At 34.5% G+C, this 24,172-nt stretch carries 24 protein-coding genes and 3 pseudogenes; 12 read left to right on the top strand and 15 right to left on the bottom strand.

Annotation, left to right across the window (positions count from 1 at the left end; all coding sequences use genetic code 11):
• Positions 1–235 precede the first annotated feature (235 nt).
• The 3 genes from AC1DKZ_RS08830 to phaZ form a co-directional block, all read right to left on the bottom strand.
• Positions 236–436 (bottom strand): NETI motif-containing protein, encoded by a 201-nt coding sequence (locus tag AC1DKZ_RS08830; protein WP_000166302.1) that lies wholly within the window; start codon positions 434–436, stop codon positions 236–238.
• On the bottom strand, positions 420–1,616 hold the full coding sequence (locus tag AC1DKZ_RS08825) for an MFS transporter (protein ID WP_219303127.1): 1,197 nt from the start codon (positions 1,614–1,616) through the stop codon (positions 420–422). Before AC1DKZ_RS08825 ends, AC1DKZ_RS08830 begins: the two co-directional genes overlap by 17 nt.
• 140 nt (positions 1,617–1,756) lie before the next feature.
• Complete coding sequence (gene phaZ / locus AC1DKZ_RS08820; RefSeq protein WP_476996014.1) at positions 1,757–2,674, bottom strand: intracellular short-chain-length polyhydroxyalkanoate depolymerase; 918 nt, start codon at positions 2,672–2,674, stop codon at positions 1,757–1,759.
• A 173-nt stretch (positions 2,675–2,847) separates the two neighbouring features.
• Between phaZ and AC1DKZ_RS08815 the strand changes: the two genes are divergently transcribed.
• From AC1DKZ_RS08815 to AC1DKZ_RS08800, 4 genes are all read left to right on the top strand, one after another.
• Positions 2,848–3,267, top strand: a complete 420-nt coding sequence (locus tag AC1DKZ_RS08815; protein WP_002013810.1) for a MarR family winged helix-turn-helix transcriptional regulator — start codon at positions 2,848–2,850, stop codon at positions 3,265–3,267.
• Positions 3,268–3,282: 15 nt separating this feature from the next.
• A complete protein-coding gene (locus AC1DKZ_RS08810; protein ID WP_404449680.1) occupies positions 3,283–4,482 on the top strand; it encodes an MFS transporter in 1,200 nt (399 codons plus the stop codon).
• Positions 4,483–4,581: 99 nt separating this feature from the next.
• Entirely contained in the window at positions 4,582–5,841 is a 1,260-nt protein-coding gene (locus tag AC1DKZ_RS08805) for a serine hydrolase domain-containing protein (protein ID WP_476996013.1), read from the top strand.
• A 159-nt stretch (positions 5,842–6,000) separates the two neighbouring features.
• Entirely contained in the window at positions 6,001–6,372 is a 372-nt protein-coding gene (locus AC1DKZ_RS08800; protein WP_002013813.1) for a cupredoxin domain-containing protein, read from the top strand.
• Between the two features lie 522 nt (positions 6,373–6,894).
• Here AC1DKZ_RS08800 and AC1DKZ_RS08795 read toward each other — a convergent pair.
• The 5 genes from AC1DKZ_RS08795 to AC1DKZ_RS08775 all read right to left on the bottom strand — a co-directional run bounded on the left by AC1DKZ_RS08795 (position 6,895) and on the right by AC1DKZ_RS08775 (position 9,003).
• Complete coding sequence (locus AC1DKZ_RS08795; RefSeq protein ID WP_002084476.1) at positions 6,895–7,170, bottom strand: hypothetical protein; 276 nt, start codon at positions 7,168–7,170, stop codon at positions 6,895–6,897.
• A gap of 147 nt (positions 7,171–7,317) precedes the next feature.
• Complete coding sequence (locus tag AC1DKZ_RS08790; protein ID WP_476996012.1) at positions 7,318–7,677, bottom strand: hypothetical protein; 360 nt, start codon at positions 7,675–7,677, stop codon at positions 7,318–7,320.
• Complete coding sequence (locus AC1DKZ_RS08785) at positions 7,661–7,843, bottom strand: hypothetical protein (RefSeq protein ID WP_476996011.1); 183 nt, start codon at positions 7,841–7,843, stop codon at positions 7,661–7,663. The genes AC1DKZ_RS08790 and AC1DKZ_RS08785 overlap by 17 nt, the downstream gene beginning before the upstream one ends.
• A gap of 116 nt (positions 7,844–7,959) precedes the next feature.
• On the bottom strand, positions 7,960–8,088 hold the full coding sequence (locus AC1DKZ_RS08780) for a hypothetical protein (protein ID WP_476996010.1): 129 nt from the start codon (positions 8,086–8,088) through the stop codon (positions 7,960–7,962).
• A 474-nt stretch (positions 8,089–8,562) separates the two neighbouring features.
• Positions 8,563–9,003, bottom strand: a complete 441-nt coding sequence (locus tag AC1DKZ_RS08775; protein ID WP_476996009.1) for an SMI1/KNR4 family protein — start codon at positions 9,001–9,003, stop codon at positions 8,563–8,565.
• Positions 9,004–9,496: 493 nt separating this feature from the next.
• Between AC1DKZ_RS08775 and AC1DKZ_RS08770 the strand changes: the two genes are divergently transcribed.
• Entirely contained in the window at positions 9,497–9,742 is a 246-nt protein-coding gene (locus AC1DKZ_RS08770; RefSeq protein ID WP_002203318.1) for an Imm59 family immunity protein, read from the top strand.
• 302 nt (positions 9,743–10,044) lie between these two features.
• Here the strand turns inward: AC1DKZ_RS08770 and AC1DKZ_RS08765 are convergent, their stop codons facing one another.
• Complete coding sequence (locus AC1DKZ_RS08765; protein WP_476996008.1) at positions 10,045–11,034, bottom strand: beta-ketoacyl-ACP synthase 3; 990 nt, start codon at positions 11,032–11,034, stop codon at positions 10,045–10,047.
• A gap of 146 nt (positions 11,035–11,180) precedes the next feature.
• Between AC1DKZ_RS08765 and AC1DKZ_RS08760 the strand changes: the two are divergent.
• Together AC1DKZ_RS08760 and plsY are read left to right on the top strand one after the other, a co-directional pair.
• Positions 11,181–11,361: pseudogene (locus tag AC1DKZ_RS08760) on the top strand (hotdog family protein); the annotation flags it as partial.
• A 119-nt stretch (positions 11,362–11,480) separates the two neighbouring features.
• Positions 11,481–12,113: a glycerol-3-phosphate 1-O-acyltransferase PlsY gene (gene plsY, locus AC1DKZ_RS08755; RefSeq protein ID WP_476996007.1), complete on the top strand. Its 633-nt coding sequence runs from the start codon at positions 11,481–11,483 to the stop codon at positions 12,111–12,113.
• Positions 12,114–12,815: 702 nt separating this feature from the next.
• On the opposite strand, the gene AC1DKZ_RS08750 is transcribed toward plsY, so the two are convergent.
• Together AC1DKZ_RS08750 and AC1DKZ_RS08745 are read right to left on the bottom strand one after the other, a co-directional pair.
• Positions 12,816–14,300 (bottom strand): WD40/YVTN/BNR-like repeat-containing protein, encoded by a 1,485-nt coding sequence (locus tag AC1DKZ_RS08750; protein WP_476996006.1) that lies wholly within the window; start codon positions 14,298–14,300, stop codon positions 12,816–12,818.
• Positions 14,301–14,549: 249 nt separating this feature from the next.
• A pseudogene (locus AC1DKZ_RS08745) lies at positions 14,550–14,837 on the bottom strand (uridine kinase); the annotation flags it as partial.
• Between the two features lie 132 nt (positions 14,838–14,969).
• Here AC1DKZ_RS08745 and AC1DKZ_RS08740 point away from each other — a divergent pair.
• Together AC1DKZ_RS08740 and AC1DKZ_RS08735 are read left to right on the top strand one after the other, a co-directional pair.
• A complete protein-coding gene (locus tag AC1DKZ_RS08740; RefSeq protein ID WP_176523476.1) occupies positions 14,970–15,119 on the top strand; it encodes a hypothetical protein in 150 nt (49 codons plus the stop codon).
• A 117-nt stretch (positions 15,120–15,236) separates the two neighbouring features.
• On the top strand, positions 15,237–15,800 hold the full coding sequence (locus AC1DKZ_RS08735; RefSeq protein ID WP_016091782.1) for a GNAT family N-acetyltransferase: 564 nt from the start codon (positions 15,237–15,239) through the stop codon (positions 15,798–15,800).
• Positions 15,801–16,110: 310 nt separating this feature from the next.
• On the opposite strand, the gene AC1DKZ_RS08730 is transcribed toward AC1DKZ_RS08735, so the two are convergent.
• Both AC1DKZ_RS08730 and AC1DKZ_RS08725 read right to left on the bottom strand, forming a co-directional pair.
• On the bottom strand, positions 16,111–16,779 hold the full coding sequence (locus AC1DKZ_RS08730; RefSeq protein WP_476996005.1) for a protein kinase family protein: 669 nt from the start codon (positions 16,777–16,779) through the stop codon (positions 16,111–16,113).
• A gap of 404 nt (positions 16,780–17,183) precedes the next feature.
• Positions 17,184–18,824: pseudogene (locus AC1DKZ_RS08725) on the bottom strand (M20/M25/M40 family metallo-hydrolase).
• 743 nt (positions 18,825–19,567) lie between these two features.
• On the opposite strand from AC1DKZ_RS08725, the gene AC1DKZ_RS08720 reads away from it, so the two are divergent.
• Both AC1DKZ_RS08720 and AC1DKZ_RS08715 read left to right on the top strand, forming a co-directional pair.
• Entirely contained in the window at positions 19,568–20,497 is a 930-nt protein-coding gene (locus tag AC1DKZ_RS08720; RefSeq protein ID WP_476996164.1) for a phosphotransferase, read from the top strand.
• Positions 20,498–20,541: 44 nt separating this feature from the next.
• Positions 20,542–20,889: a VOC family protein gene (locus tag AC1DKZ_RS08715; RefSeq protein WP_476996004.1), complete on the top strand. Its 348-nt coding sequence runs from the start codon at positions 20,542–20,544 to the stop codon at positions 20,887–20,889.
• Positions 20,890–21,001: 112 nt separating this feature from the next.
• Here the strand turns inward: AC1DKZ_RS08715 and AC1DKZ_RS08710 are convergent, their stop codons facing one another.
• Entirely contained in the window at positions 21,002–21,436 is a 435-nt protein-coding gene (locus tag AC1DKZ_RS08710; protein WP_476996003.1) for a hypothetical protein, read from the bottom strand.
• A gap of 105 nt (positions 21,437–21,541) precedes the next feature.
• Positions 21,542–22,312: a putative protein N(5)-glutamine methyltransferase gene (locus AC1DKZ_RS08705; RefSeq protein ID WP_476996002.1), complete on the bottom strand. Its 771-nt coding sequence runs from the start codon at positions 22,310–22,312 to the stop codon at positions 21,542–21,544.
• A 512-nt stretch (positions 22,313–22,824) separates the two neighbouring features.
• Here AC1DKZ_RS08705 and AC1DKZ_RS08700 point away from each other — a divergent pair.
• Complete coding sequence (locus AC1DKZ_RS08700; protein ID WP_002084456.1) at positions 22,825–24,171, top strand: short-chain fatty acid transporter; 1,347 nt, start codon at positions 22,825–22,827, stop codon at positions 24,169–24,171.
• Position 24,172 lies beyond the last annotated feature (1 nt).

Genomic DNA, 24,172 nt, shown 5'->3' with positions numbered 1-24,172 from the left:
ACTCGGCTAATTCACCTATTTTCCCCTGCAAATTTTTAGTTTTAATTTATTATATTCGCTCTCCAATCCATGTCCGGCCAACTAGTTTCTTTTCGTTCTTCCTAGAAAATATCCATTCATTCTATTCAATTCCTCATCTTCCTATTCCTTCATTGGTCAATAAAAAAACAAGCCATCCAACTCACAAAGACTGAATTGGATGGCTCTATACGATAAAGAGAATTTATTATTTGTATTACTTCAATTTACCCTCAAAAACAATTTTTCTACCACACGGTTCAACTTCTGTTTTTCCGTCTTTCTTTACTTCATGAAAGATTGGCTCTTCCATGCGACGAGACGGTGCATATCCTTCTTGTTCCATACGCGCTAAGCAGTCTGTAATCGTTTCGTTTTCTAGTACTTCAAATTTTTTCTTATTAGGTTGTTTTGTCATGCCCTAACCTACTTTCTATTTTTCTTGATGCGAATTGATTCTTCATGTAGACCATATATACCATTGCGAGAATTCCCATTATAATCATAACCGCAATAAAAAAGCTTGTATACTGTATTTTTTCTATAAATACGCCTCCTAATACAGGTCCCATAATACTTCCTATACTAAAGGCGATTCCGGATAATATATTACCTGCTGGTAGTAAGTGTCTCGGTAATAAATCTGTCATAAATCCAAGCCCTAGTGAGAAGCATGAGCCAATGACCATACCTGCTATAAGCATACATGCAAAGACAATCCAGTAATATTGATCAAATACTGCTGCGAGTAGGAAAATTCCCGTACTTACGCTGAACGTCCACGTTAAAATACGATCTCTTCCGTATTTATCACTTAATATACCGAGTGGAATTTGTGTAATAATGCCCCCAACTGCGAATGCTGGTAATAAGAAGGAAACTTCCGATACAGACCATCCTTTGCGAAGTGCGTATACTGGTAAGTTACTATTTAACATCGCTTCAAGTACGCCATATGCGAGCGGACCAATTAGCGCAATCCAAGCTAATCCAACGACTTGTTTATAACGAGAAAAGGATGATTTACTTTCAGTTTTTGCCTCATCTTGTGCTGGAAATGCATTTTTCGTTGGTAGCAGTAAAAGCCATCCTATTAAGCAAAGTATAGTAGATACGATAAATGGTGTTGCAAGACCGTACTGAACAGTGCTTGCTAAATACGGGCCAACTGCGAAACCAATTCCGAAGAATACACCGTATATCGATACTTGTCTACCTATTTTACTAGGATCTGACGTTGTCGTAATCCACGTTTGCGTTCCGACATGGAGCATATGATCTCCAACACCAACTAGGAACCTAAGAATAAACCATATCCAAAATGAAAATGTTTGTGTAAAAAAGAATAATGAAATAATAACGAGAAACCCACCAATTACGATAATTGGTTTCATTCCAAACTTTTGCATCGGTTTTTCAAGAAACGGTGAAATAAATAATATCCCGATGTATAATGCCGTCGCATGAATACCGTTAATACTTGAACTAACCCCTTCTTGTTCAAAAATCATTGCGATGGCAGGTAAGAGCATCCCTTGTGATAAACCTGAGATTGCCACAATCCCAACCATAATCCAAAAAGTAAAACGCATTGACATCCCTAATCTCTCCCTTTTGTAATTCACCACACTCATTATATATTGTTTACTGTGGAATAAGAAAGAACTAGTGGCTGAAATAATTTTGGTTTTCCCACAAAAAAGAAGCTAGATACATTTCATCTAACTTCTTCCTCAACCTACTTATCTTCTAACCAATCCTCAACATGTTTTATAAATACATCTAAACAATCTATAAACGGTGAATGCCCGCAATCTTCTAATATCGTCAACTCCGCATTTGGCAAATGTTTCGCTAATTCCTCGCCAACTACTTGTGGTACCACATAATCTCTGTCACCTTGTATGACGAGTGTCGGAGCTTTAATACGATGAATTTGCTTATTTCCCTCTACAACCCCGTTATGTTCATCCGAAATATTAAATGTAATGAGCGCATAATTCACATCTACGAAATTACGTTGCGTTAACATATCATCTAAATACTTTTCATAACGATCCGGTTCAGGTTGATTATGTGTATATATTAATAGATTCCATACTGTACGGTAATATAATTTATTCATATTTTTTATCGCATCTAGCACTGGAGCAATTTGTACGGGATCTTGCGCGATTTCTTCTTTCGTCTTTACTAAACTTGATACGATCGGTTGCCCGTTAATATCTTTTTTAAAAATTGGATATCCCTTCATTCCCACTGATTCTACTAAAATCAACTTTTCGACAAATGTTGGATGATTCGCTGTAAATTGCATCGCAACACCACCGCCCATTGACCATCCCATTAATGAAAATTTCTTCAAATTTAATTTATCTATAAAAAGTTTCACATCTTCTGCAAAGTCTTGTAAAGAATCTATCGGCTTATTATACGTTGATTGTCCAAATCCTCTTAAATCAATTGCGTAAATATGATATTGATTTTGTAGTTTCTCAAGAACTAAATCAAAGTGTTGTGACGATGTCATATTCCCATGAATGAGTACGAGCATTTCTTCATTTTGCCTTCCAACTTCTTGATACGCGATCGTTTCTCCGTTCGATAGTGAAACAAACTCCATTGTTGCAGGCTTAATCATCACAAGTTCCCCCATTCTTTTAATAGAAAGAAAATTCTTTACTTAATTAAAGAATACCATGTAGAATGTACGTTCTCAATACAAAATCTATACGAAATTTCCACATAAAACAACATGTCTATTACTAGACAAGTAAAATAAAAAGGTATATAGTTAGCTAGGTAACTAATTTGAAAGGATCAAAATACATGGACGAAAAACAACATTTTTTTCACATTGTCAGTCAAACTTCTCGTAAGTTTACGAAGAAATTTAATGAACGTGTATCTCCAACAGGATTATTTAGTGCGCAATGGGCTGTTATTTTCCGCATTAATCAAACTGGATCTTGTACTCAAACAGAATTATGTCAATATTTAAATGTTGAATCACCAACGATGACTCGCACGTTAACACGTATGGAAACGATGGGCTGGATTATTCGTACGGAAGGAAAAGATCGCCGTGAGAAGCTCATTTCCTTATCGGAAACAGCAATAGAAATGATTCCAGTATGGCAAGAAGAAGTTGATTCTTTTGAAGAAAAGACGCTAGAAGGTATTAAAGAAGAAGACTTACATGAAGCTTTTCAATTGTTACAACAAATTATCAAAAATTTAGATCATTAATTTGGAGGGATGACGATGCAAAGTGAAAAACTTTGGACGAAGGATTTCCTCGGAACTTGTTTTAGTAGTCTGTTTCTCTTTTTAACATTTTACATGCTTATGACTACTCTGCCTGTCTATGTTATAGACAGCCTAAAAGGAAAACCTGAGGAAATTGGTTTAGTTGCAACTGTTTTTCTTATTTCATCTGTTTTATGTAGACCATTCACAGGAAAATGGCTCGATGATTTAGGAAGAAAGAAAATATTATTTATTTCACTTTCACTATTTTTAGCCGCTACTGTTATGTATTTCGGTACGCAAAGTTTATTTTTATTACTTGCCCTTCGCTTCTTACATGGTATTGGATTCGGAATGGCAACAACAGCAACTGGAACAATTGTAACTGATGTAGCACCAGCTCATAGACGCGGTGAAGCACTTGCTTATTACGGCGTATTTATGAGTCTACCGATGGTAATTGGTCCTTTTTTAGGTTTAACAATTATTTCTCATTTTTCATTTACTGTACTATTTATCGTGTGTTCAGTATTTTCATTACTCGCATTTTTATTAGGATTACTTGTCAATATTCCGCATGAAAAACCAGTAAGTAAACAAACACGTGAAAAAATGAAATGGAAAGACTTAATTGAACCATCTTCTATTCCGATCGCTCTGACAGGATTTGTTTTAGCCTTTTCTTATAGTGGCATTTTATCCTTTATTCCTATTTATGCGAAAGAACTCGGTTTAAGCGAAATTGCAAGTTACTTCTTTATTCTATACGCACTTGTTGTTGTAATCTCTCGTCCATTTACAGGAAAAATATTTGATCGTTTCGGTGAAAATGTACTTATTTATCCAGCTATCATTATTTTCACAATTGGGATGTTCATTTTAAGCCAAGCGCAAACTTCATTTTGGTTCCTTGGCGCAGGTATGTTAATCGGTTTAGGATACGGAACATTAATTCCAAGTTTCCAAACGATTGCGATTTCTGCCGCTCCAAACCATCGACGTGGTTCTGCGACAGCTACTTACTTCTCGTTCTTTGATAGCGGCATTGGCTTTGGTTCTTTCATTTTAGGTATAGTCGCTGCCAAATCAAGTTATCATAATATGTATTTTATCGCAGCTATTATCGTTGCGTTCACTTTACTTCTATATTATGGATTACACGGACGAAAACAAAAATTCAAGAAACAAAGTACAGACGGACAAATATCTGCTTAACGTTCATAAGGAAAGTAAACTTACCCGTTTACTTTCCTTATTTTGTATTTATTTTAAAACGAGCGTATACTTATAATAGAAACTAAAGGAGGTACATGCATGAATGTAAAGAAATCTCCCCTGCTATTACTGTTACTAGTATTACTATTCGTAGTTACAGGGCTTGGGTTTACTTTTTTTAAAAATAATAAAACGACCCCCACTAAAGCAAATGTCACAAAAGAAAACTGGTTAGACGATCCTTACTTACGCTGGTCGTATACACATATGAAAGAATTCACTTTAATAAATGAAGTAAAAAACAACCCTGACCAAGTTGCTCCCTTCCCTACCGCGTTACAAAACTTAGACGATTTTGCTGTGGAGCGCAGATTTGGAAATACGACTCCTCTAAAAAAACTTTTAGACGAAAACAAAACAGATGCTTTTGTCGTTGTACAGAATGGTCAACTTGTTTATGAACGATATTTCAATGGATATAACGAGAGTGAACCTCATGGAATGGCATCGTTAGCAAAGGTGTTTACTGGTGCAATTATACAATCGCTCGCTGAAGAAAATCGAATTGATGTAGAAAAAACAGCTGACACTTACATAAAAGAATTAAAAAATACACCGTTTGGTAAAGCAACACTTCAACAATTAATGGACATGCAAGTTTCCGCTGAATACCCTACTCACGGATATATGCAGCTAGGACTAGAAAATCAAGATGCACAACTATATTTAGCTAGTAATATTTTACCCCGAGGTAAAAATTACGAGGGGCCTATGAAAATTTATGATATGTTACTAGAAGCAGAAGAAACTGCACCACCCGGTTCCTCTTTTTCTTACAATAACGGATCAACAGAAACACTCGCTTGGATTATCCGAACAATCACAGGAAAATCATTAGCTGAAAATGTAAGCGAGCGAATTTGGTCTCAAATTGGTATGGAAGAAGACGCTTATTACGTTACAGATGAAACAAAAGTAGAACAAGCAAGCGCTGGTTTAAATGCAACTGCTAGAGATATGGCGAGGTTCGGGCAATTACTTTTAAATAATGGTCAATATAATGGAAAACAAATCGTCCCTTCTTCTATTACAGAAGGTGTGAAAAATGTACAAGAAGGTGAGCTCGCAATTGGTCGTGGTGCTTCCATTTCTTATCATAATCAATGGTGGATTCCGCACAATGAACAAGGTGCTTTCGAAGTGTTAGGCAGTTACGGACAAACTCTTTACATCGATCCGAAAGCAAGTATGGTAATCGTCCACTTCTCTTCTAACGCTGCGCCTAGTAATGAAATCCATTCGGTTTATTCCGATATGTATATTGATATTGCACATCATTTGGAGAAGCTTCCACAGTAGTAGAGGCTTTTTTTATTTACCCAAATCCTATTCCAGTTAGTACTTGGTTAGTAGGAGTTGCCGAAAGAATTACTATTTAAGCCACGCGTAAACCCCATTTATATTGATAATATTTTAGTAATTTGAAAACACTAGTGCTTAGGAAAGGAGGGATTACGAATGTCTGTGAAAAAGCTATTAACTGGATTAATCATTTCACTTGCGATGATTGTAGTTATGACTACTTTAGGTTCGCTCCGCGTATTTGCCGAATCCGACGTTGTGAGACAGCCTATTGAGGTTGAATTGAATGATGATTACTTTAATCCGAGTATCATCACTGTTCCGGTTGGGAAAACGACGACGTTGCTATTGAAAAACAAAGGAAATAGAGAACATACCTTTACGGTGAAAAAACTCGGAATTGACGCCGAAGTCCCGTCAGGAAAAGAAATAACAATTACCGTAAAACCTGAAACTCCCGGTACATATGAACTAATATGTCGGTTCCACTACTTGAAAGGAATGGATGGAAAAGTAATAGTCAAATAACGAGCGGTACCGGTCGATCCTTACTTTTTGATAAAGTGAAACTTAAATTCGTGGGGGTATCCATCCCCCACAGATTATGAGCTCTCACTAATTAGTTTTTTACTGGTAGCATAAAATCGTTACATTTTCATAGCGTATGAAATTTGTGTTTTGATGGTGCTATCCCATCGCCATCAAGTTAAGCTTATATAAGTTTAACTTTACGTAGAATTTTTTCTTTTTTCTAAAGGTCCAGTGTAAGTTCTTTAAAGATTTGCATACTAAATAAACCCTATTGGGTTTCAATTTTTTTGATTATGCTACATGATTGTGAGACATAGTAAAGTCATATACGACGCCTAAGATATCAAAGGCTGTTTTCTTCTTGTACCGGTGAGATTTTCTCCCGTGTAAAAGATCATGAGAATAACACTCAAAAATCAATTCTTGGATTCAGCACTCAATCATTAGAAGAGGCTATTTTATAATAATCATCCCCAAAAAAAAGAAACGAACAAAAATGTTCGTTTCTTTTTTTTGTGTTTAATGCTCAAGAAAACTTATAACCGCATAAGTATATAGAACGACTAGAGCAAAGGCACATATTCCCATAATTATAATCGCTAGTGCGCTTTTCTCTTGTCTAAACCCTATAATTCCAAGAATAAATGCACTCCACATTGTTACCTTAAGCATTGTAGAAAGGTTGGGAATTGAATATCCACTCAACCAGGTAGAGAAACTTACAATTACGGAAAAAGAGAACAAAGTTAGAACAATAGATAATATATTAATGTGCTTCCCATACTTCAGTTGCATTTCGCTACCCCCTTTTCTTTTCATTAGTGAATAATAGGTAGATGGATATATTTTTATTCTATTCTAAATTTTCTTAAAAATCCACAACGAAAAGAAGAGGTTGTCCCAAAAGTCGCTGAATAGTTACTTTTAGGCAACCTCTTTTCTTTATTTTTTACTTTCCTGTAGTTTAGAGATACTTGCTTCTTTTTCAGGTAACGTATCAATAAAATCTTTTTGAGATTTTAATAAGTCAGATTGTTGTATCCAAGCCATAAGATCATCTAAAGATTGACGGGCTTCTTTTACATCGCCAGTAATACCATTCATGTTCAACTTATTAAATGTAGCTAAAAATTCTTGTTGAATCTCACCTTGCAATGCATTGGCTTGCTTTGTTAATTCTTTATTTTCATCACTTTTTGCCTTTTGAACATTATTCATAGCTTTCCCGATTTCATGTTTATCAAAAGCATCTTGCGCTTTCTTTAAATTTTCGGTTTGTTCTAACTTACTTTTTCTTATCATCCTTCAACTTCAAAGCCTCTTGACAATTCTTTATAGCTTCGCTATATTTTTTATCCTTAATGTTCTTATCAGCTTTTGATGTATAATCTTCAAAGGAATTACTACTACAAGCTGCCAGTAGCAAGATGAATGCTAGAATTAACCCATAAAACTTAACATTTTTCATAGAACCTATGCCTCCCCTTCTATATACATATACTTATATCATTACAATTTCTGTAAAAACCGAAAGGGATACATATGTTATCAATTTGATAAATATTCTGTTGGAGGCATTATGTATCATTTATTATTTTTTTCGGTAGACTGAATATATTCAAAGAAATCCGGTGGTTCTTCCATTGCTTCTTTTTTAAATTTTTCAAGTTCTTCACGTTCACGCAGAGACAATTTTTCTAGTTGGAGTACCACCCCATCACCATCAAGCTAAGAAATGCAAATACCCCCAAAACGAAAATTTTATTATTTTACAGTTATTTACGGGAATTCAGATCATTCAACTTAAAATAACTGTTAGTTTCCCAAATAATCAATATCTGATTTTATCTAATTGGTTTACAGAGGGTTATGTAAGGACACTATGCGTTAATATAATACTTCGCGACTTCTTTTATCGTAGTTTACCTGGAAAAGCTCTTCTCTACTTGGCGGTGGTGGGGGCTTTTTCTTATACACTTTTACTTTTTTAATTCTTTAGCGTTACATCCCTAAAGAACTTTGAATAAGGTTTGTCGCTATCGTTTATCTATGGGATACTATTTAATCTTTTAATAAATCTTCGTCTAAAAAGAGTTCGATGTCATCTAAATTTACACTTTCTTTTCTTTCATGAATTGAAAATTTTAAAATAAATTCTTCAAATGAGTTTGCTATAAGATAATAATATTATTTTCCATCTTCGTTTATTGTTTCACCTTCATGATACCAATAATAAATTTTACCCCTGTATTTATTTTTTAAGCCTATACATATTAAATCTCCCCCGTCTGCATCTGCAATAGGCATTACACTACTTCCTAAAATATCCTTATAAGTTTGAATGATTGATTCAATTTCATAGGCATCACTAGTAATACCATAAAAGCCACCTATCGAGTCAAAACCATCCTTGGGAGTTACAGGGGTAACTTCAATTGGCTGGTACATTCTATTATCCTTAATAAAACACCCTCCATATTCAAGCAAAAACTCTTTGTAGTCTAATGGTAAATCTACACCATATATTCGTTTAATTGTTTCGATTGACTTATATGCATCTTCTTTTTTTGATACTACCATTTCCGAATCAATTATTTCATTTAATACTTGCTTTATTATTTTTTCCATTTTATTTTCCGCCTCTTAAATCTGATGCTGAACCTATATGTGGTATATTAGCATGTAAATCTGTTGGAATTAACTCAATTTCAGTAGAACTTTTATGGTGAGGTGTTAACCTTTTTTCTTTTAACCAGGTCTTTCCTTGATTCTTTGATTTAAAGTATACGCATAGGTAAATAGAGAAGAATGGAGGATTCTTACCTAACATCCTATATTTATATTTGAGTAGTATTTGGAAGATGTGAGTAAATACCATCAATATGAGCTTGTAGCTGATTTCTCGAATATAAAAACCTATATTGATAATTGTAGTGACCCTACACTAAAAGCACAGGTAGATGCTAGTACTATTGTGGTGATTATAGCAAATTAAAAGCACAAATTGGAGAGATAGCTCCAGGTTTTGGGACAATAAAAGGGGGCACACAAATACAACTTCCTTTAACAGTCGAACAATTAGAAGGATTGAAACTAATAAAATAAGGAGGATAATTTTAATATGACAAGAGATGAGGCAAAACGAATCCTATCAGAAGAAGGATTAAAATATTATAACTGGTTTCATGAAAAAGATGTGGATCCGGATGAGGTTCTAATTTATAAAGAGGATAATAAGTGGGTTGTTTGTGCAACTGATGAGAGAGCGAGTATTGTAGAAACCTCAATTGCTCATTATGGTAATGAAGAAGAGGCATTAGATGATTTTATTAAACGAGTAAGATTGGAAAAAATATTAAAGCCATGAAGATAAAAGGTTGAGTTAATTTTTTTTGAATATAGTTAAAAAGCAGTAACCCGAAATTAATTTCAGGCTACTGCTTTTTAAGTTAGTCCTGGGGTCTCGCCACATTGCTAGCAAGCTAACAAAAAGAAATCCCCTCAAAGTGAAAAAAATACGTTATTCTTTCTGTAGAATCATAGGAAAGGATGGCGTTTTTTGCTTTATGGGTAGTGCAAAAACTTAGCTTTATAGCGATGGGACGGAATCCCTATAAAGATTTTTAATGTAATAAAATACGTTTATGTTACTATTGAATATTTCATCTCCTATTCCTTTGCTAAATGCCATTTAATGATATGTCCAGCGTGTGTAAGACCTCCTCCAAACCCATAGAGTAAGAGAGTGTCCCCGTTTTTCACCTTTCCTTCGTTCATACCTATGTCTAATGCCAATGGAATGGAGACGGAAGAAGTATTCCCCATGTATGTTACACTCGTTAATGTTTTATCCAGTGGGACACCTGATTTTTCACATATAGATTCAATCATTCGCAAATTAGCACTATGTGGAACAAACCAGTTCACCTCATCCAGTTGTAACTCTGCTTGACATAACAATTCTTTATTACCAATTGGTAGTGTCCGTGCTGCCCACTTATATACTTCTCTTCCATTTTGAACTATCTTCCCATGTGTTTTTAAAGGATTTCCAAACATGGTAGTAGATAAATTTTTACGATATACATGCATACCTCCTTCCCCATTTGTCCCAATATGGGTAGCTATAAAGCTAGACACTTCTTCATCTTTCTCTACTAAAACAGCTGCGGCTCCATCTCCAAATAAGATACATGTAGTTCGATCTGTATAGTCTGTAATCTTAGATAAGGTTTCTGTCGTTACAATTAAAATCTTGCGATGAAGACCAGATGTAATTAAACCATTCGCCAGATGTAATCCATATGTAAAACCAGCACAAGTAGCATTGAAATCAACAGCGCCTGTATGCTGAATATTAAAATGCTCTTGTATTTGGCAGGCTACACTTGGAAAAGTGTAGTCAGGCGTAGTTGTTGAAACGAGAATACAATCCACGTCGACAAGACTTTTATGATAACGTTCCACTAAGTTTTCAATAGCTTTAAAAGCTAATGTAGAGGCATATTCGTTATCACCAGCAATTCTTCTTTCCTTCATCCCAGTTCTTTGTACAATCCATGCATCATTTGTATCTACTATTTTTTCTAAATCATCATTGGTCAGCTTTTTTTCAGGTACATAGGTACCAATAGCTGTAATTCTTGCTTTTGATTGCATACATTTATCCTCCTTTACTATTTTTACACTTAATTATATAATCAAATAATAGTACCAGGTGCTAATTATTGTCAATATTCGAACATGCTATTTTAGGGAATTAAACTAACTACAATATCTAGCTATGGTATAAAGGAGAGAAATTCATGTTCAATATTCAACAAATTAAAGAAATTATTCCCCATCGTTACCCCCTATCGGATCATTGAAGTAGAAGAAGGAAAGCCTGCAGTTTGGCTCAAAAATGTTGTGACTAATCAAGGGTTTTTTACCAGTTGTTTTTCTGACTATTCAGTCATTAACAGCATCCTTATTGTAGATGCCCTTTTAACATGAATAAAAAAAGTAGAAGTTTATTAAAAAATTTTCTGGAGAAGAACAATGCTAAAACCCTGTATTAATGGAGAAATAAAAGAAATTTAGAATAATTTAAAGGGAGAAGAGTGATGATTGATATTTTAAAGATTTTTGCGGCCTTAGTTTTGGGCTACCTTTTAGGCAGCCTTAATACAGCGGTGATTGTAGGGAGAATATACGGAAAGGACATAAGAAGCCATGGAAGCAAAAGCGCCGGGCTTACCAATACTCTGAGAGTACTTGGGAAATCTGCTGCGGTGTTTGTTCTTGCGGGAGATATATTAAAAGGGATAATTGCCTGTTATATAGGCTTGTTCCTTAGCGTTTACTTTTATTCGGGAGAGGCTAAAGATTGCGTAAGCCTTTTAGCGGCAGGCGCAGGGGCGGTTATAGGGCATAACTGGCCGGTATATTTTGGGTTTAAAGGGGGCAAGGGAGCACTTACAGCAGTGGCTGTGCTGTTTATGGTTGACTGGGTTATGGCCCTTTTATGCCTTGGCTTTTTTGTGATAATAGTAGCTTTAACCCATTATGTCTCTTTAGGTACAATATGTGCTACATTGCTTATTGCGGTCATTTCATTTATTCCTGTTTTTGGGAATACCGTATATTTTTATATATTTGCATTCCTAATGGCGTTTATGGTTATTTTCAGGCATATGGAAAATATAAAAAGGCTGCTTTCAGGAACAGAAAATAAACTTATTTTTCTGCGGCGTTGAGCATGTCGTCAAAATAGAAAAAAATTGGGGTTAGTTAACCATTTAAGGGGTACGGCAACGATTCTTTACTTTTGGAGCCACTCAGGAAAAATGTACTTTATGGCGTACCGCCACATGCCTATCAACCTAACAGAACAGGTTGCCCCAAAAACGATAAAAATGAACCTCGGTGCTATAACAACACAAAATTTTCGTTTAGGGGGTACTTTTAAATCTTAGCTTGATAGCGATGTGGTGCTACCCCACCACCATCAACTTAATATTTTGAAGTATCCCCAAAATGATAAAAATAAACTTCTTTCTATAAATGACACAAATTTTTCATTTTGGGGGCATTATAAAATTTAAACTTGATAGCGATGTGGTAATACCCGTTTAGAACGATATCTTTGCCCTAAAAAAAATCGAACCATAAATTTGCCGGCAAGCTTATGGTTCGATTTAAATTATTTACTTTTAGTAACTACTCAGCCCCTCTATGAAAAAAAGCCAGAAAAGCATCTTTTTAAATGGGCGAGAGGGACTGGCCATGCATAGAAGCGGTCAGGGCCTTTTCCTGCCACGCGTAAAGCTTTAAAACAAAGAAAGGCAGCGAGGTGTAGGTCCATTTTTATCTTCATGGCTGGAATTATACTCCTTACCAAACTTCTAAATGAAATGTATAGCTGATTAGTTACCTTATTTTTCAAAAAAACATTCTGACTATTTCTTTTTCACTTCTTCTACAAATTCCCATGTCTCTCCGTTATCTTTTGATTGATAAAGTACACTACTATCGCCATTGTAGTCTCCATCTGCCCCTTGTCCAACTAACATATTAAAAACCCCATCTTTCTCATATGGCATACTAGGAGAATCAAAAGGACTTATTGTGGACTGTGTATGATCTAATTTGACTTCATGCGGCGGATATTCTACCTTTTTGAAAGATACCCCCCCATCATCTGTGCGATATAACTCTCCCTCATTACCAGAAGGTCTAACTGCTCCTAAAAACCCAAGTTTATCATTTATAAAAGTGATTCCTGATACACTACCAATCCCCCTATTAAATGGGTCTGGATTGATAACCTCCCATGTTTCCCCTTCATCACTAGTCTTGCTTAATGAATAAAAGGCGCTCCCTAATGCTTTATCTGTCATATTTAGTTTATAACCAACTTCTTTTGATAGGAAAAACTGTTCTTTTTCATTCTTTAAATCTTGTTGTTTCTTCTCTTTAAGCCTATCTTCATTTGGAGGCGTCTTTGATTTACTCCAACTTGCGTCACATATTAAGTTATATCTAGCAGGTACTAGCTCTTTCTCTTTTCCAGGGACAAATATAGATACAGTATATCCAATGATTTCAGAAGCTGCTTCTTTAAGACTCTGCCCCTTACCATCCTCAGTAATATTAATAATTCCCTCTGTATTGGATCCCCAATTTCTTTTTCCATAATAAATCAACCCATACTTACTTTCATTCCACTTTCTAACCGTTTGCTTAACTGGAATCGCCTTAACCGTTTTAATTAAAGGTTCTACTAATTTATCATCATCATAATCAGGCTTTGCATACCCGTCTCGTATTATAGTAATATCTTCTGATTTCTTCTTATTATAAGAGATTAAATAAGTTTCTTCTTTCCCATCAACATTTTTCCCATAAACAAATGTATCAAACGCTGTGATTGTTCCATCTGAATGAAATGTAAGATCAAAATCAGTTGCCATATACAATTTCTTTGGCAAAGGATGTTTTTTATTTATATCTTCAAAAATACCTTCTACTCCAGATTCATATATATTATTATGTTTAAGTTTAACTGACCTTTCATGTTTTAACCTTTCTATAAACCATGCCAATTTGCCATTGTAATTTATTGCACTTTTATAAATCTGCATCCCATAAAATGATGTAATTGCAACAATAATGATAATAGAAATGGATCTCCATGCTATTGAATTAGTTAATTTTTTAGATTCATATTCTCTATTTTTTATCACCCGCATTGTAGTAAATGTAGTCATGGATATAAAAAGTACTATACATAATAACAAAATATAAATATTATAATTCATCCTTCCGTACTTACAGTATAAGGCTAACTCATAACAAAAAATGCCGTATACAATTATTAGTATTGGATTTGTTACTAATGACAGAAGTAACCTTTTTGCATTTCCCCTAAATATAGAAATCACTCCTAATTACATGAATTACTGATATTAAGTATACTTTATTGTAAAGTAACAAAAAAGCTATTTAATCTTGCCGCCAAAAATACAATAGACATCTGTCTATGTAAATGGCAGTTGTCTATTAAAGCCGTTTAAAAATCTAATTGTTTCATAGACAATGGATTTTTGAGTGAATACTAAAGTTGCTTCATTTGGGAGCCAAATAATGAAAATGAACCCTCATAATAAACATAACAAATAGAGTATTTGCATTTACACTCTATAAAACTCAAATGTATTTTTTTCTAGACATATTGCTTCATCGGAATTTTTGATAATAATATCAAAACATTGACTGTATGGATGCATAAACACTTCGTACTGAATCCGACGTTCTGCATGAGACCGCCTTAAATAATTGATATCGGCTCTCCTTTCAGCAATATCGCGGCTAGACCTTCTCATTAATTCTGTTTCACCATCTGCATAGAAGTAAATTTTTTAATCAAATAAATCGGGATTAATAAATGCGACACTCATTCCTTCTACAATCATTAGTTGAATAACCTAAGGCTGCTTCGGTAGCCATTTTTTGTACCAACTGGCAGTTTAGTTTTCAATATGTGAAAAGGGATTTCCAAGTAATTAATTGAATATACATTTATTGTTCACTAATTTTTAGGAGGTCCCTTTATGGGAGATAAGCTTTACTGTATTGCTGCATATCAAGTTCTTAATGAAGAAAGACTAGGAGTTTCGCACGGTTCTATAATAATTTATAGTGATGCTGTGACGGGATCTCCTGTTAGTGAGATAGGGTGTTTTTTAATTTATTTATCATAATAACGTACCACGAAATTGCAACTCTCGTCCTCAAGAATTATTTCTTTTGGGTGAAAGTTTTTTTATTATATAAGTTTCATTCTGTCATAATTTAAAGTTTTCGAGAGGAGAAATGATATGAATTCTATTTTATTAGATGTTCCGTTACAAATAGAAACAGACAGACTAATTCTTCGAGCACCACTTCAAGCTGGTGACGGGAATGTCGTACACCAAGCTATTAAGGATTCAATTAATGAGTTAAAACAATGGTTGCTTTTATTCCAGTCAATCCCTACTGTTGAAGAAACGGAAATTATCCTGAGAAATGCCCATATAGATTTTTTAAAAAGAGAAAGCTTTCGCTATCTTATCTATCATAAGGATACTAATGATTTTATTGGAACTGCTAGCCTTCACGGAATTAATTGGAAGATTTCTAAATGTGAAATTGGATACTGGATTAACACGCAATTTAGTGGCAATGGATATATGACAGAGGTAGTAAGTGAGTTAACAAACCTTGGATTTCAGTTACTCAAATTTAGAAGGATTGAAATAAGATGTGAATCTACTAACACTAAAAGTCGTACGATCCCTGAAAAACTAGGTTTTGAGCTTGAAGGGATATTACGTAATGAAGATCTTTCAGCTGACGGTAAAAAACTAACTGATACCTGCATCTATGCAAAGGTAAATTAGATTGAAATTTTAATACTCAATTGCGTCTGTGTACATAGTTTATTCCCCTTCTAATCCGTTATTGTGATTTGTTTAGAACTATAGTACATCAATATGTTTAAAATGAAATGTACTGAAATGGTATATTCTATTAAAACAAGAAGATTTACTTCTCATAGTAATAATATCAGTATTATATACAAATGTTACAATCATTTTATAAATAAATTACTTCATGAAGTTATGAAATTAGGACCGTACATATTAGAAATATGTACGGTCCTTTTGTTTACTAGTACTTATCTAACCTAAAGATAAGTATGTGCTCCTTTTACAATTTGAATTTCTTTGTAAGCTTCTTATATTTTCTATATGAACGTCTAACAATGTTTAACATGAAATACGGTATTTTAACAGGGAAAGGCAATTTATAAATGAAAGGCAAGTAAAAGGTGAAGTATGCCTTTTCTAAGTCTCTCCACTTACTATCTTCTTTTGTTTTTAAGAAATCAGATACATCGACTACATATCCCCTTCCGTTTTCCATCATCACATTTTTTCCGTGAACATCACAAGGAGTTAATCCTTGCTCCCTTGCATACTCTATAGCTTCATTGATATCAAGGATTACCTGCTTAGGAATTTTAATCCCCTTATGAATAGCATCGTATAAGGTAATTTCTTTTAAACGTTTCAATACTATGAAATTTTCTCCTTTATACATAAGCTCCGAATAAGAAGGATGATTTCCGATTCTTCGGTATACTTCTGACTCTTTTTCAATTCCTTCTCCTTCTCGCGCGTAAACTTTCACTACCCAATCTTTGTATTCTTTGTGCATAAATACTGCGGCATAATTACCTGTCCCTAAACACTTCCAAAGTCTAGGAATATCTTTAACTACTATAGGCTCGAATTCATCCTCACTTCTTATGCTTACCTCTTTTAATAATTCGTCCTTTATCAATCTCACAAAACTATTTATACTCATCATTTCCACTCCGGTTTTGCTACAAGGGGTACTACCCCATACCCACCAAGTTAAAAAGTACCTTCTTTCCTAATACGAAAAAAATGAGCAGACTTCACTAAGTAACTAACTTTAGCGAAATAAAATTTTCATTTAGGGGGGGTACTTCAAAACCTTAAAATGGATATTCTACGCAAATATATATTATTGATACAATAAGTTATGTTAACTTCACATGATTATATTATACAAAAACTCAGCAAATACCGTTACAAAAAGTGTACAAGCCATATCTACTCTCTCTAAATAGTTTATTGCGAATCTATTTTAAGGAGAATTCTTACATCACAATTTCATAAATCTAAGGTTTCAAACTATTCATTACGAAAAAAAGACCGTATCACTACGGTCCTTTTCTCGCTCTTATGCAAACACTATGACTGTGTAACTTTATTAGAAACAAGTAGTTTTTCAATACATATAGGTAACATATCTAATAACGTTTCAAATGCGTAATTTACATCCAGACGCTCCGTCCATTGATGTGCATCTTTTCCTACTGGTCCCATATTTAATACTGGAACGTCAAACTCTTCTAATTCCTCTAGTGGAATCAAATAACCTTTATCCCATAATGGCATATTGTCTACAAGAGAACCCATTGAATCCAATGGGTTTTGTAAGCCCACATAGCTTAAATCTGAAATTCCTCCAAAATAATTTTGGTTTTCAAATGTAATGCTATGATTATAGTGGGCATACTTTTCCATTTCTACAACTACCTCTTTAATTAAAGGATTGTTGCGTGAACTCACAGCTGGATAGTATGGCGGTGCAAAGAAAAGTACAATCATTGGAGCCTTTTCTTTACATAAGATAGCTAATTTGTCTACTAAATCAATAGTTACCGCACGATCATCTTTATCTTCTCTATTTTTTATAATATCGGATTGAATTTCATCTATTTTTCCTTGCCCATGTTGTTCAATTGCATAAGCAATAAGCTCTTCATACGTTAATACATTTACTTTAAGATTAGGCGGTATGAACGGATTATGCTTAGAAAAATGATACGCTCGCTCCTCATACGATTCTTCAATTTTCTCTGCTACTTTCGTTACTTTTTGGCGTAACAATGAAACTACATCTGTCATCGTTTTTTCTAGTAAAAACAAATTAAATAATGTGACTGCACGATGAGGAATTTGTACAGAATAATCCTCCTTTAAGTCTCTTTAAAGCAAGTTAGTTGGTGGAGGACTCGCTTCACCATCTACAATATCGCAAAGGTCAGTATTCAACTCTAATTCAGCTGTTAATAATGCAGCCATATAACTCCCATTTAATCCTGCAAAAGGTTCGCCTACATGTGTCTCTTTTCCATAGCAAAGGAAACCAGGTAACACCTTACCAATAGAACCAGTATAAATGTACTTATTTTGGTCACCAGGATGCCTTGAAAACATAGGCTCTGAATTTAGGACCGTTTTATACTCTAAGTCATGTTCTCTTGCTAAGTCTAATAATCTTGGAACAGCGGCTCTCATCCCTACAGAGTTCACTTCTTCATCTGGAACAGCCAATAAAAGAACATTCCCATCAAATCTTCCTTCACAAGCTTGCTCAACCATCACCATTTGTAAGGCTAGACCACATTTCATGTCCATCGTTCCTCTACCAAAGAGCCAATCTCCTTGTTCAATATCTTCACGTACATGATCTGGTAGCTCATCTTTATGAGAATAAAACATAGATGTTAATTTTTTAGGGTTAAATGCATCTTCTTTCCACACTCCGTAATCTTGTACATCTACAACATCAAAGTGACTAACAAGAATTACAGTATTTTTTGTACTATCACTTTTCTTTACTAAAGCTGTAACAAAATATCGTCCATCCCCCGTCAGATTTTTTTGCAAATGATGCGGATTTTGTTTGAAATACTGTAAGTCAGATAGTTGTTCTACAACAAAGTCTGGCAATATAACTTCAGCTTCTGAACCTGTAATACTAGGAATTTCAACAAGATTGCTTAATAATTGAACCAATTGTTCTTTAGATTGCCACTTTGACATATAAATCCCCCTATTTTTCCGCATTATGAAATTCATTTCCAATATATGAATAAAAAATGACGACAGCTATCAAAATTATAATTTTGCCGTTTGGCAAGCTTATGGTTCTTTTTGTTTGCGGCAAACATATGCTTCCAGGATTTGAAGAATATTTTTAATATCGCTTTTAAATAAAATCACTGTTTTTATTTAAAAGCGCGATGTTTTGCCCCTTTGGATCTGTTTATCTAAAGAGATGTTTTTATAGTGAAAAGAAGATCTGAACTGAAAGGCGGATTAAGAAACTGCTGAGTAGCAATAAAGTTACTCCACTAAAGGGCCAGATTGTTGAGGAACGTTTTCAGGAAATTAGATTATTCGAGTTTGAATATATCATTGAGATTATGAAGGTTTTTTACTTAAACTGACGGGGCAGTAATACTCAATTAAAAATAATGGTAAAGTTAGCGAAAAGAAGAAGGATTGAAAATCGTATAGATTCATTCATTGTAATACATTTTAAGTTTTTGTGTGGCGAGGTATTTGAGAAGTAAGAATGATTTCATCAAAAAAACATTGAAGCTCCAACGGGTTTTTATATGACTATTTTTCCAGACCCAATTTAACATCACAAATTACAAATAAACATTCTATACTTTTGGTTAGATTTTTTATATAGTTTGATTGACAGCAAAACCTAAGAAAAGGGGTGTTATTCATTGAGAATCACTTGTCACCTTGATCAATCTGATTTACAGGAGTATATGCAAAAAGTCTTTGGTACCAGTTATTTGGTTTCTAGTGTAACGAAAATGCATGGCGGTGCACAAAAGGTAGTCTATAAGATTGATTGCAGCAATGGATTTTCCTGCGTTCTGTATGTTTGGGATCTTACCATGAATTATTTTCAAGAAGAAATAGCAAACCGAGATATACATGAGCACTCCTATAGTAGTGATTTATTTGAATTAAATAACAAGTATTTAATTCAACAAGGAATTCAAACTCCCCTTCTATATGATCTGAATAAGGAAAGAAACCGTCATCCTTATGATTATGCTCTCGTTGAATATGTAAATGGACAAAAGGCAGAAGTTTATTTTCAACATTCCGATTCATATGTTAAAGATAAAGTGTTTCAGCGGATAGGAGATATGCTGGCAGACATGCATGCCAACGAGAGACTTACTCATGGGAAAGTGAATCAAAGTGGGATCAACACGGAAAAATGTCATCACTTGCAAATGAAGAATGCAAAAAGAGATTTAGATTACGCATGCCAACATATTGACAGCATCAGGGCTAGTCATAGCAATCTACTCGATACATTGTACGTGCTTGAATCAAAAATTGAAACAAGAAGTCGTTATGGATTTATACATGGGGAACTCGGCCCCGATCATGTATTAATTAATGACAAACTAGAACCTTATTTGATTGATATCGAAGGAGCCGAGTTCTTTGATATTGAGTATGAGCACAGTTTTTTGCAGTTTCGATTTGGGGATTATTATCGATATTTAAAGAATGATACTCTCGACCCCAACAGGATGTTATTCTATCGATTCCATCATCATATATCCTTAACTTCAGGCGGGTTGAGATTGCTTCACAGAGGATTTCCGAATCAACAATTTGCAAAAGATCTAACCGATTACCATTCCCGTTGTGCACTGCGTTTTATTGAAGGTTGAACTTATATCATTAAAAATTTAAAGATAGACAGGAATTAAATACAATGATAAAAGGTTTCGGAGGAATATTTTGGAGAACTAAAAATCTTGATATTATAAAAAAATGGTACAGTGGAGTGTTGAAAATTGAAATAGAAAATTGGAACGGGACTGTGATTAAACCCGAATTAGGAACTGAGACTATCTTTTCTTTCTTCACTGAAAATGACAATTATTTCCCAACAGAACAACAAGTGATGTTGAATTTCCAAGTACATAATCTAAACGAGACTATTCAGCATCTTGAACATATTGGTGTACCTCTTGAAAAGAAAGAAGAGATTAATGAATTTGGAAAGTTTATTTGGATTAAAGATCCTGAAGGGCGATTGATCGAACTTTGGGAGAAATAGCCGGTTGTAATCATTTGCTATTATGCTAACAGATGCTTTAGTTCAATAAGGTAAATAAAAAAAGTGCATCTCCATTCATTAGACACAGTCTAACAATCGGAGGTGCACTTTTTCACTCTAAATTAATACTTTTAATAAAATAAAAATGATTTTCATCAGCTAATTTATCGATATAACCAGTTATATACAGATTTGCTTTAGATACTTCTGTATTCTTAAATTCAGAATAAAAATCAGGAGAAAATGATACTTCTAAAACAATACTATCCCCAGGTTTAATATTTAACTTATTACCTTTAGCTAACACTCTAAATGGATTTGTTGTTTGGCCAGAAACAGTAGGTGATTTAGGAAATGAAAACATAACATTATTTTGTACAATAATATAATCGGTATTATTAGTCATTTTTATTTTATAAGATATTTCAGTGTTCATATTAATATTTTTAGAAATTAATTCATACACTATTCCATTTTCAACATCTGCTTGTTTAAAAGTAATATTATTTTTACTAGAACAAGCACTCAAAACAAAAAACAAAACCAATATGATTACATTCTTTTTTCATTGATCTATTACCACCTATCAGTAAACACTATATTCTCTTTGGATTGTCATAACATTTGAAACGTACGTAACACTAGTAATACTCTAAAAGCTAGAATTAGAACCGATTATGACAGTAGCGTCCAGTTCCTTGTTTTTAGCAACTTTTGTGCTAAGCCCAGCACCAGCAAAGATTTCAAAGGCCTGGGGTGCCTGAACTTCGCTCGTCTCTATCAAAAGATGTCCATCCAAAGCTAACCAGAGTAAAGCTTCTTCTGCTACTCTTCGCAGAATGTTAAGACCATCTTCTCCTCCCTCAAGCGTTACATGTGGTTCATATAGGCGTGCCTCCCGGGGGAGAAACTTTATTATTTCAGTAGGAACGTAAGGTACGTTCGCAACTAGGATATTTACATGGCCCTTAAGTGAGTCTGGTAGAGCTTTATACAAGTCACCTTCAAAAGCATGACCGCCAAAATTCGTTACATTGCGGCTAGCGCATTGTACTGCGATAGGGTCAATGTCAACAGAATACAATTCAACTCGTCCCAAAGCTGCTGCCAGTGCTGCGCCCACCGCACCTGATCCACAACATAGGTCAACAATGATATCGCTAGAACGTGACAGAGCCTCTGTTTGATGAACAAGGAACTCGGTACGTTTACGCGGTACAAAAACGCCTCGATCCACTTCTATTCGTAGACCACAAAACTCCGTGTATCCAACAACGTATTCCAGAGGTAAACCGTTGACTCGCATTTCTACCATTTTCATAAGGTCCTCTGGAGTTAGTGCCTCTGACATAAGTAACCGGGTCTCATCTTCTGCAAAAACACAACCGGCACTTCGAAGCTTGCTAACTATATATTTTTCCATTTTCATATCCAAAAATAAATTTGTTTTATTCTCTATATTATCTCACCACTTTTGATAAATTTTGTTTGTAATTCAGAATTCGTTAAAAATAGCTAATATCCTTTTTTAATAATCTGATTATTACATAAACTGTCATTTGATGGACATATTCGTCTATGACCATCTCTTTCCCTTGTATATAGAGCATTCTTTTCAATTTCTGTTTTCGTCAAATCTAATTAACAGAGATATAAACGAAAACACATATTTTTACACTATTTCGATTTATATATACAAACTATAATTTTAACGTTTTGGGCTATTTGCTTTGCTTAAGTTGATTTGCATAGATACTACCCCTCTTTGAAATATTTCAGTTCAAAATGAAATAACATTTCAACATAGACTATCAATCTACCTAGACATTATGACAACCACCTTAGATATCTGAATTTTCTATACATTAAAGGTTATCACCTAAACAACCTCGAATATTGTAATAAACATACATAACATAAGGAGGTTGAGCTATTTTGTTTCGTTCATTTACAAATGGATGTGTTGCCCTTGTGCAGCGTTTCTTACCAGAACCGTTTATTTTATCATGTTTATTAACTGTTTTCGTTATCTTCTTCGGCATGTTTGCAACGAGCCAAACACCTGTAGAAATGATTAATCACTGGGGTAATGGAATTTGGGGACTTCTCGCCTTTTCTATGCAAATGGCTCTTGTACTCGTGACAGGATCTGCATTAGCAAACGCTCCTCTTATTAAAAAAGGATTAACGAAAGCAGCGAAACTACCGAAAACAAATGGACAAGGTATTATTGCTATTTCAATCGTAAGTTTACTAGGAGCATACATAAACTGGGGATTTGGTATTGTTGTATCGGTTTTATATGCAAAAGAAGTGGCCAGACAGTTAGAAGGATTAGATTATAGGTTAGCAATTGCTTCTTCCTACTCTGGATTTCTCATTTGGCATGCAGGCCTTTCTGCTTCTATCCCTCTTACGTTAGCAACAGGCGGCGAAACGTTAATCAAAACGACCGCTGGGAGTATTAACGAAGCGATTCCAATAACAGAAACGTTATTCTCGCCATACGCTCTCGTTCCGGTTATTATCTTTCTCGTTACGATGCCTCTTATTAACCGAGCAATGCATCCAGATGAAAAGCATACAATTACTGTAGACCCTATCGTGTTCCATGAAGAGGCTGCCGCTCAAGAAGTAGAGCAAAAAACATTCGCTGAAAAAATGGAAAATAGTATGATTATTACACTTTGCATCGGATTATTAGGTCTTATTTATATTTTTAACTATTTTAGTACGAAAGGCTTTAACCTTACACTTGATATCGTTATTTTTATGTTATTAATTGCCGGTCTTATTTTCCACCGTACTCCGATTCAATATATTCGCGCTTTCTCTGACTCAACTAAGAGTGCTTCAGGCATTTTACTTCAGTTTCCGTTCTATGCTGGAATTATGGGGATGATGATTGGAGTAAATAGTGAAGGGCTTTCGCTTGGAGGAGCTATTTCTACTTTCTTTATTAGTATTTCAAATGAAACCACATTTCCGCTCTTTACATTTTTAAGTGCTGGCATTGTAAATATTTTCGTTCCATCTGGAGGCGGTCAATGGGCAGTGCAAGCACCAATTATGATTCCAGCTGGCGCTGAACTTGGTGTACCTGCCGCGAAAACAGCGATGGCAATTGCATGGGGGGATGCTTGGACAAATTTAATTCAACCTTTCTGGGCATTACCGGCATTAGCGATAGCTGGTTTAGGCGCGCGTGATATTATGGGATTTTGTGTTGTTAACTTACTATATGCAGGATTTATCATTAGTCTATGTTTCTTATTTATTTAAA

It is taken from the genome of Bacillus sp. 05T21 (genome assembly GCF_056396785.1).
Note: the sequence above shows the minus strand (reverse complement) of the source record. Positions and strands in the feature narration are given on the sequence as shown.

Bases quoted from the DNA above. Each gene is read 5' to 3' on its own strand.
- AC1DKZ_RS08830 (WP_000166302.1), bottom strand. From the start codon at position 436: ATGACAAAACAACCTAATAAGAAAAAATTTGAAGTACTAGAAAACGAA.
- AC1DKZ_RS08825 (WP_219303127.1), bottom strand. From the start codon at position 1,616: ATGTCAATGCGTTTTACTTTTTGGATTATGGTTGGGATTGTGGCAATC.
- phaZ (WP_476996014.1), bottom strand. From the start codon at position 2,674: ATGGGGGAACTTGTGATGATTAAGCCTGCAACAATGGAGTTTGTTTCA.
- AC1DKZ_RS08815 (WP_002013810.1), top strand. From the start codon at position 2,848: ATGGACGAAAAACAACATTTTTTTCACATTGTCAGTCAAACTTCTCGT.
- AC1DKZ_RS08810 (WP_404449680.1), top strand. From the start codon at position 3,283: ATGCAAAGTGAAAAACTTTGGACGAAGGATTTCCTCGGAACTTGTTTT.
- AC1DKZ_RS08805 (WP_476996013.1), top strand. From the start codon at position 4,582: ATGAATGTAAAGAAATCTCCCCTGCTATTACTGTTACTAGTATTACTA.
- AC1DKZ_RS08800 (WP_002013813.1), top strand. From the start codon at position 6,001: ATGTCTGTGAAAAAGCTATTAACTGGATTAATCATTTCACTTGCGATG.
- AC1DKZ_RS08795 (WP_002084476.1), bottom strand. From the start codon at position 7,170: ATGCAACTGAAGTATGGGAAGCACATTAATATATTATCTATTGTTCTA.
- AC1DKZ_RS08790 (WP_476996012.1), bottom strand. From the start codon at position 7,677: ATGATAAGAAAAAGTAAGTTAGAACAAACCGAAAATTTAAAGAAAGCG.
- AC1DKZ_RS08785 (WP_476996011.1), bottom strand. From the start codon at position 7,843: ATGAAAAATGTTAAGTTTTATGGGTTAATTCTAGCATTCATCTTGCTA.
- AC1DKZ_RS08775 (WP_476996009.1), bottom strand. From the start codon at position 9,003: ATGGAAAAAATAATAAAGCAAGTATTAAATGAAATAATTGATTCGGAA.
- AC1DKZ_RS08770 (WP_002203318.1), top strand. From the start codon at position 9,497: ATGACAAGAGATGAGGCAAAACGAATCCTATCAGAAGAAGGATTAAAA.
- AC1DKZ_RS08765 (WP_476996008.1), bottom strand. From the start codon at position 11,034: ATGCAATCAAAAGCAAGAATTACAGCTATTGGTACCTATGTACCTGAA.
- plsY (WP_476996007.1), top strand. From the start codon at position 11,481: ATGATTGATATTTTAAAGATTTTTGCGGCCTTAGTTTTGGGCTACCTT.
- AC1DKZ_RS08740 (WP_176523476.1), top strand. From the start codon at position 14,970: ATGGGAGATAAGCTTTACTGTATTGCTGCATATCAAGTTCTTAATGAA.
- AC1DKZ_RS08735 (WP_016091782.1), top strand. From the start codon at position 15,237: ATGAATTCTATTTTATTAGATGTTCCGTTACAAATAGAAACAGACAGA.
- AC1DKZ_RS08720 (WP_476996164.1), top strand. From the start codon at position 19,568: ATGCAAAAAGTCTTTGGTACCAGTTATTTGGTTTCTAGTGTAACGAAA.
- AC1DKZ_RS08715 (WP_476996004.1), top strand. From the start codon at position 20,542: ATGATAAAAGGTTTCGGAGGAATATTTTGGAGAACTAAAAATCTTGAT.
- AC1DKZ_RS08705 (WP_476996002.1), bottom strand. From the start codon at position 22,312: ATGGAAAAATATATAGTTAGCAAGCTTCGAAGTGCCGGTTGTGTTTTT.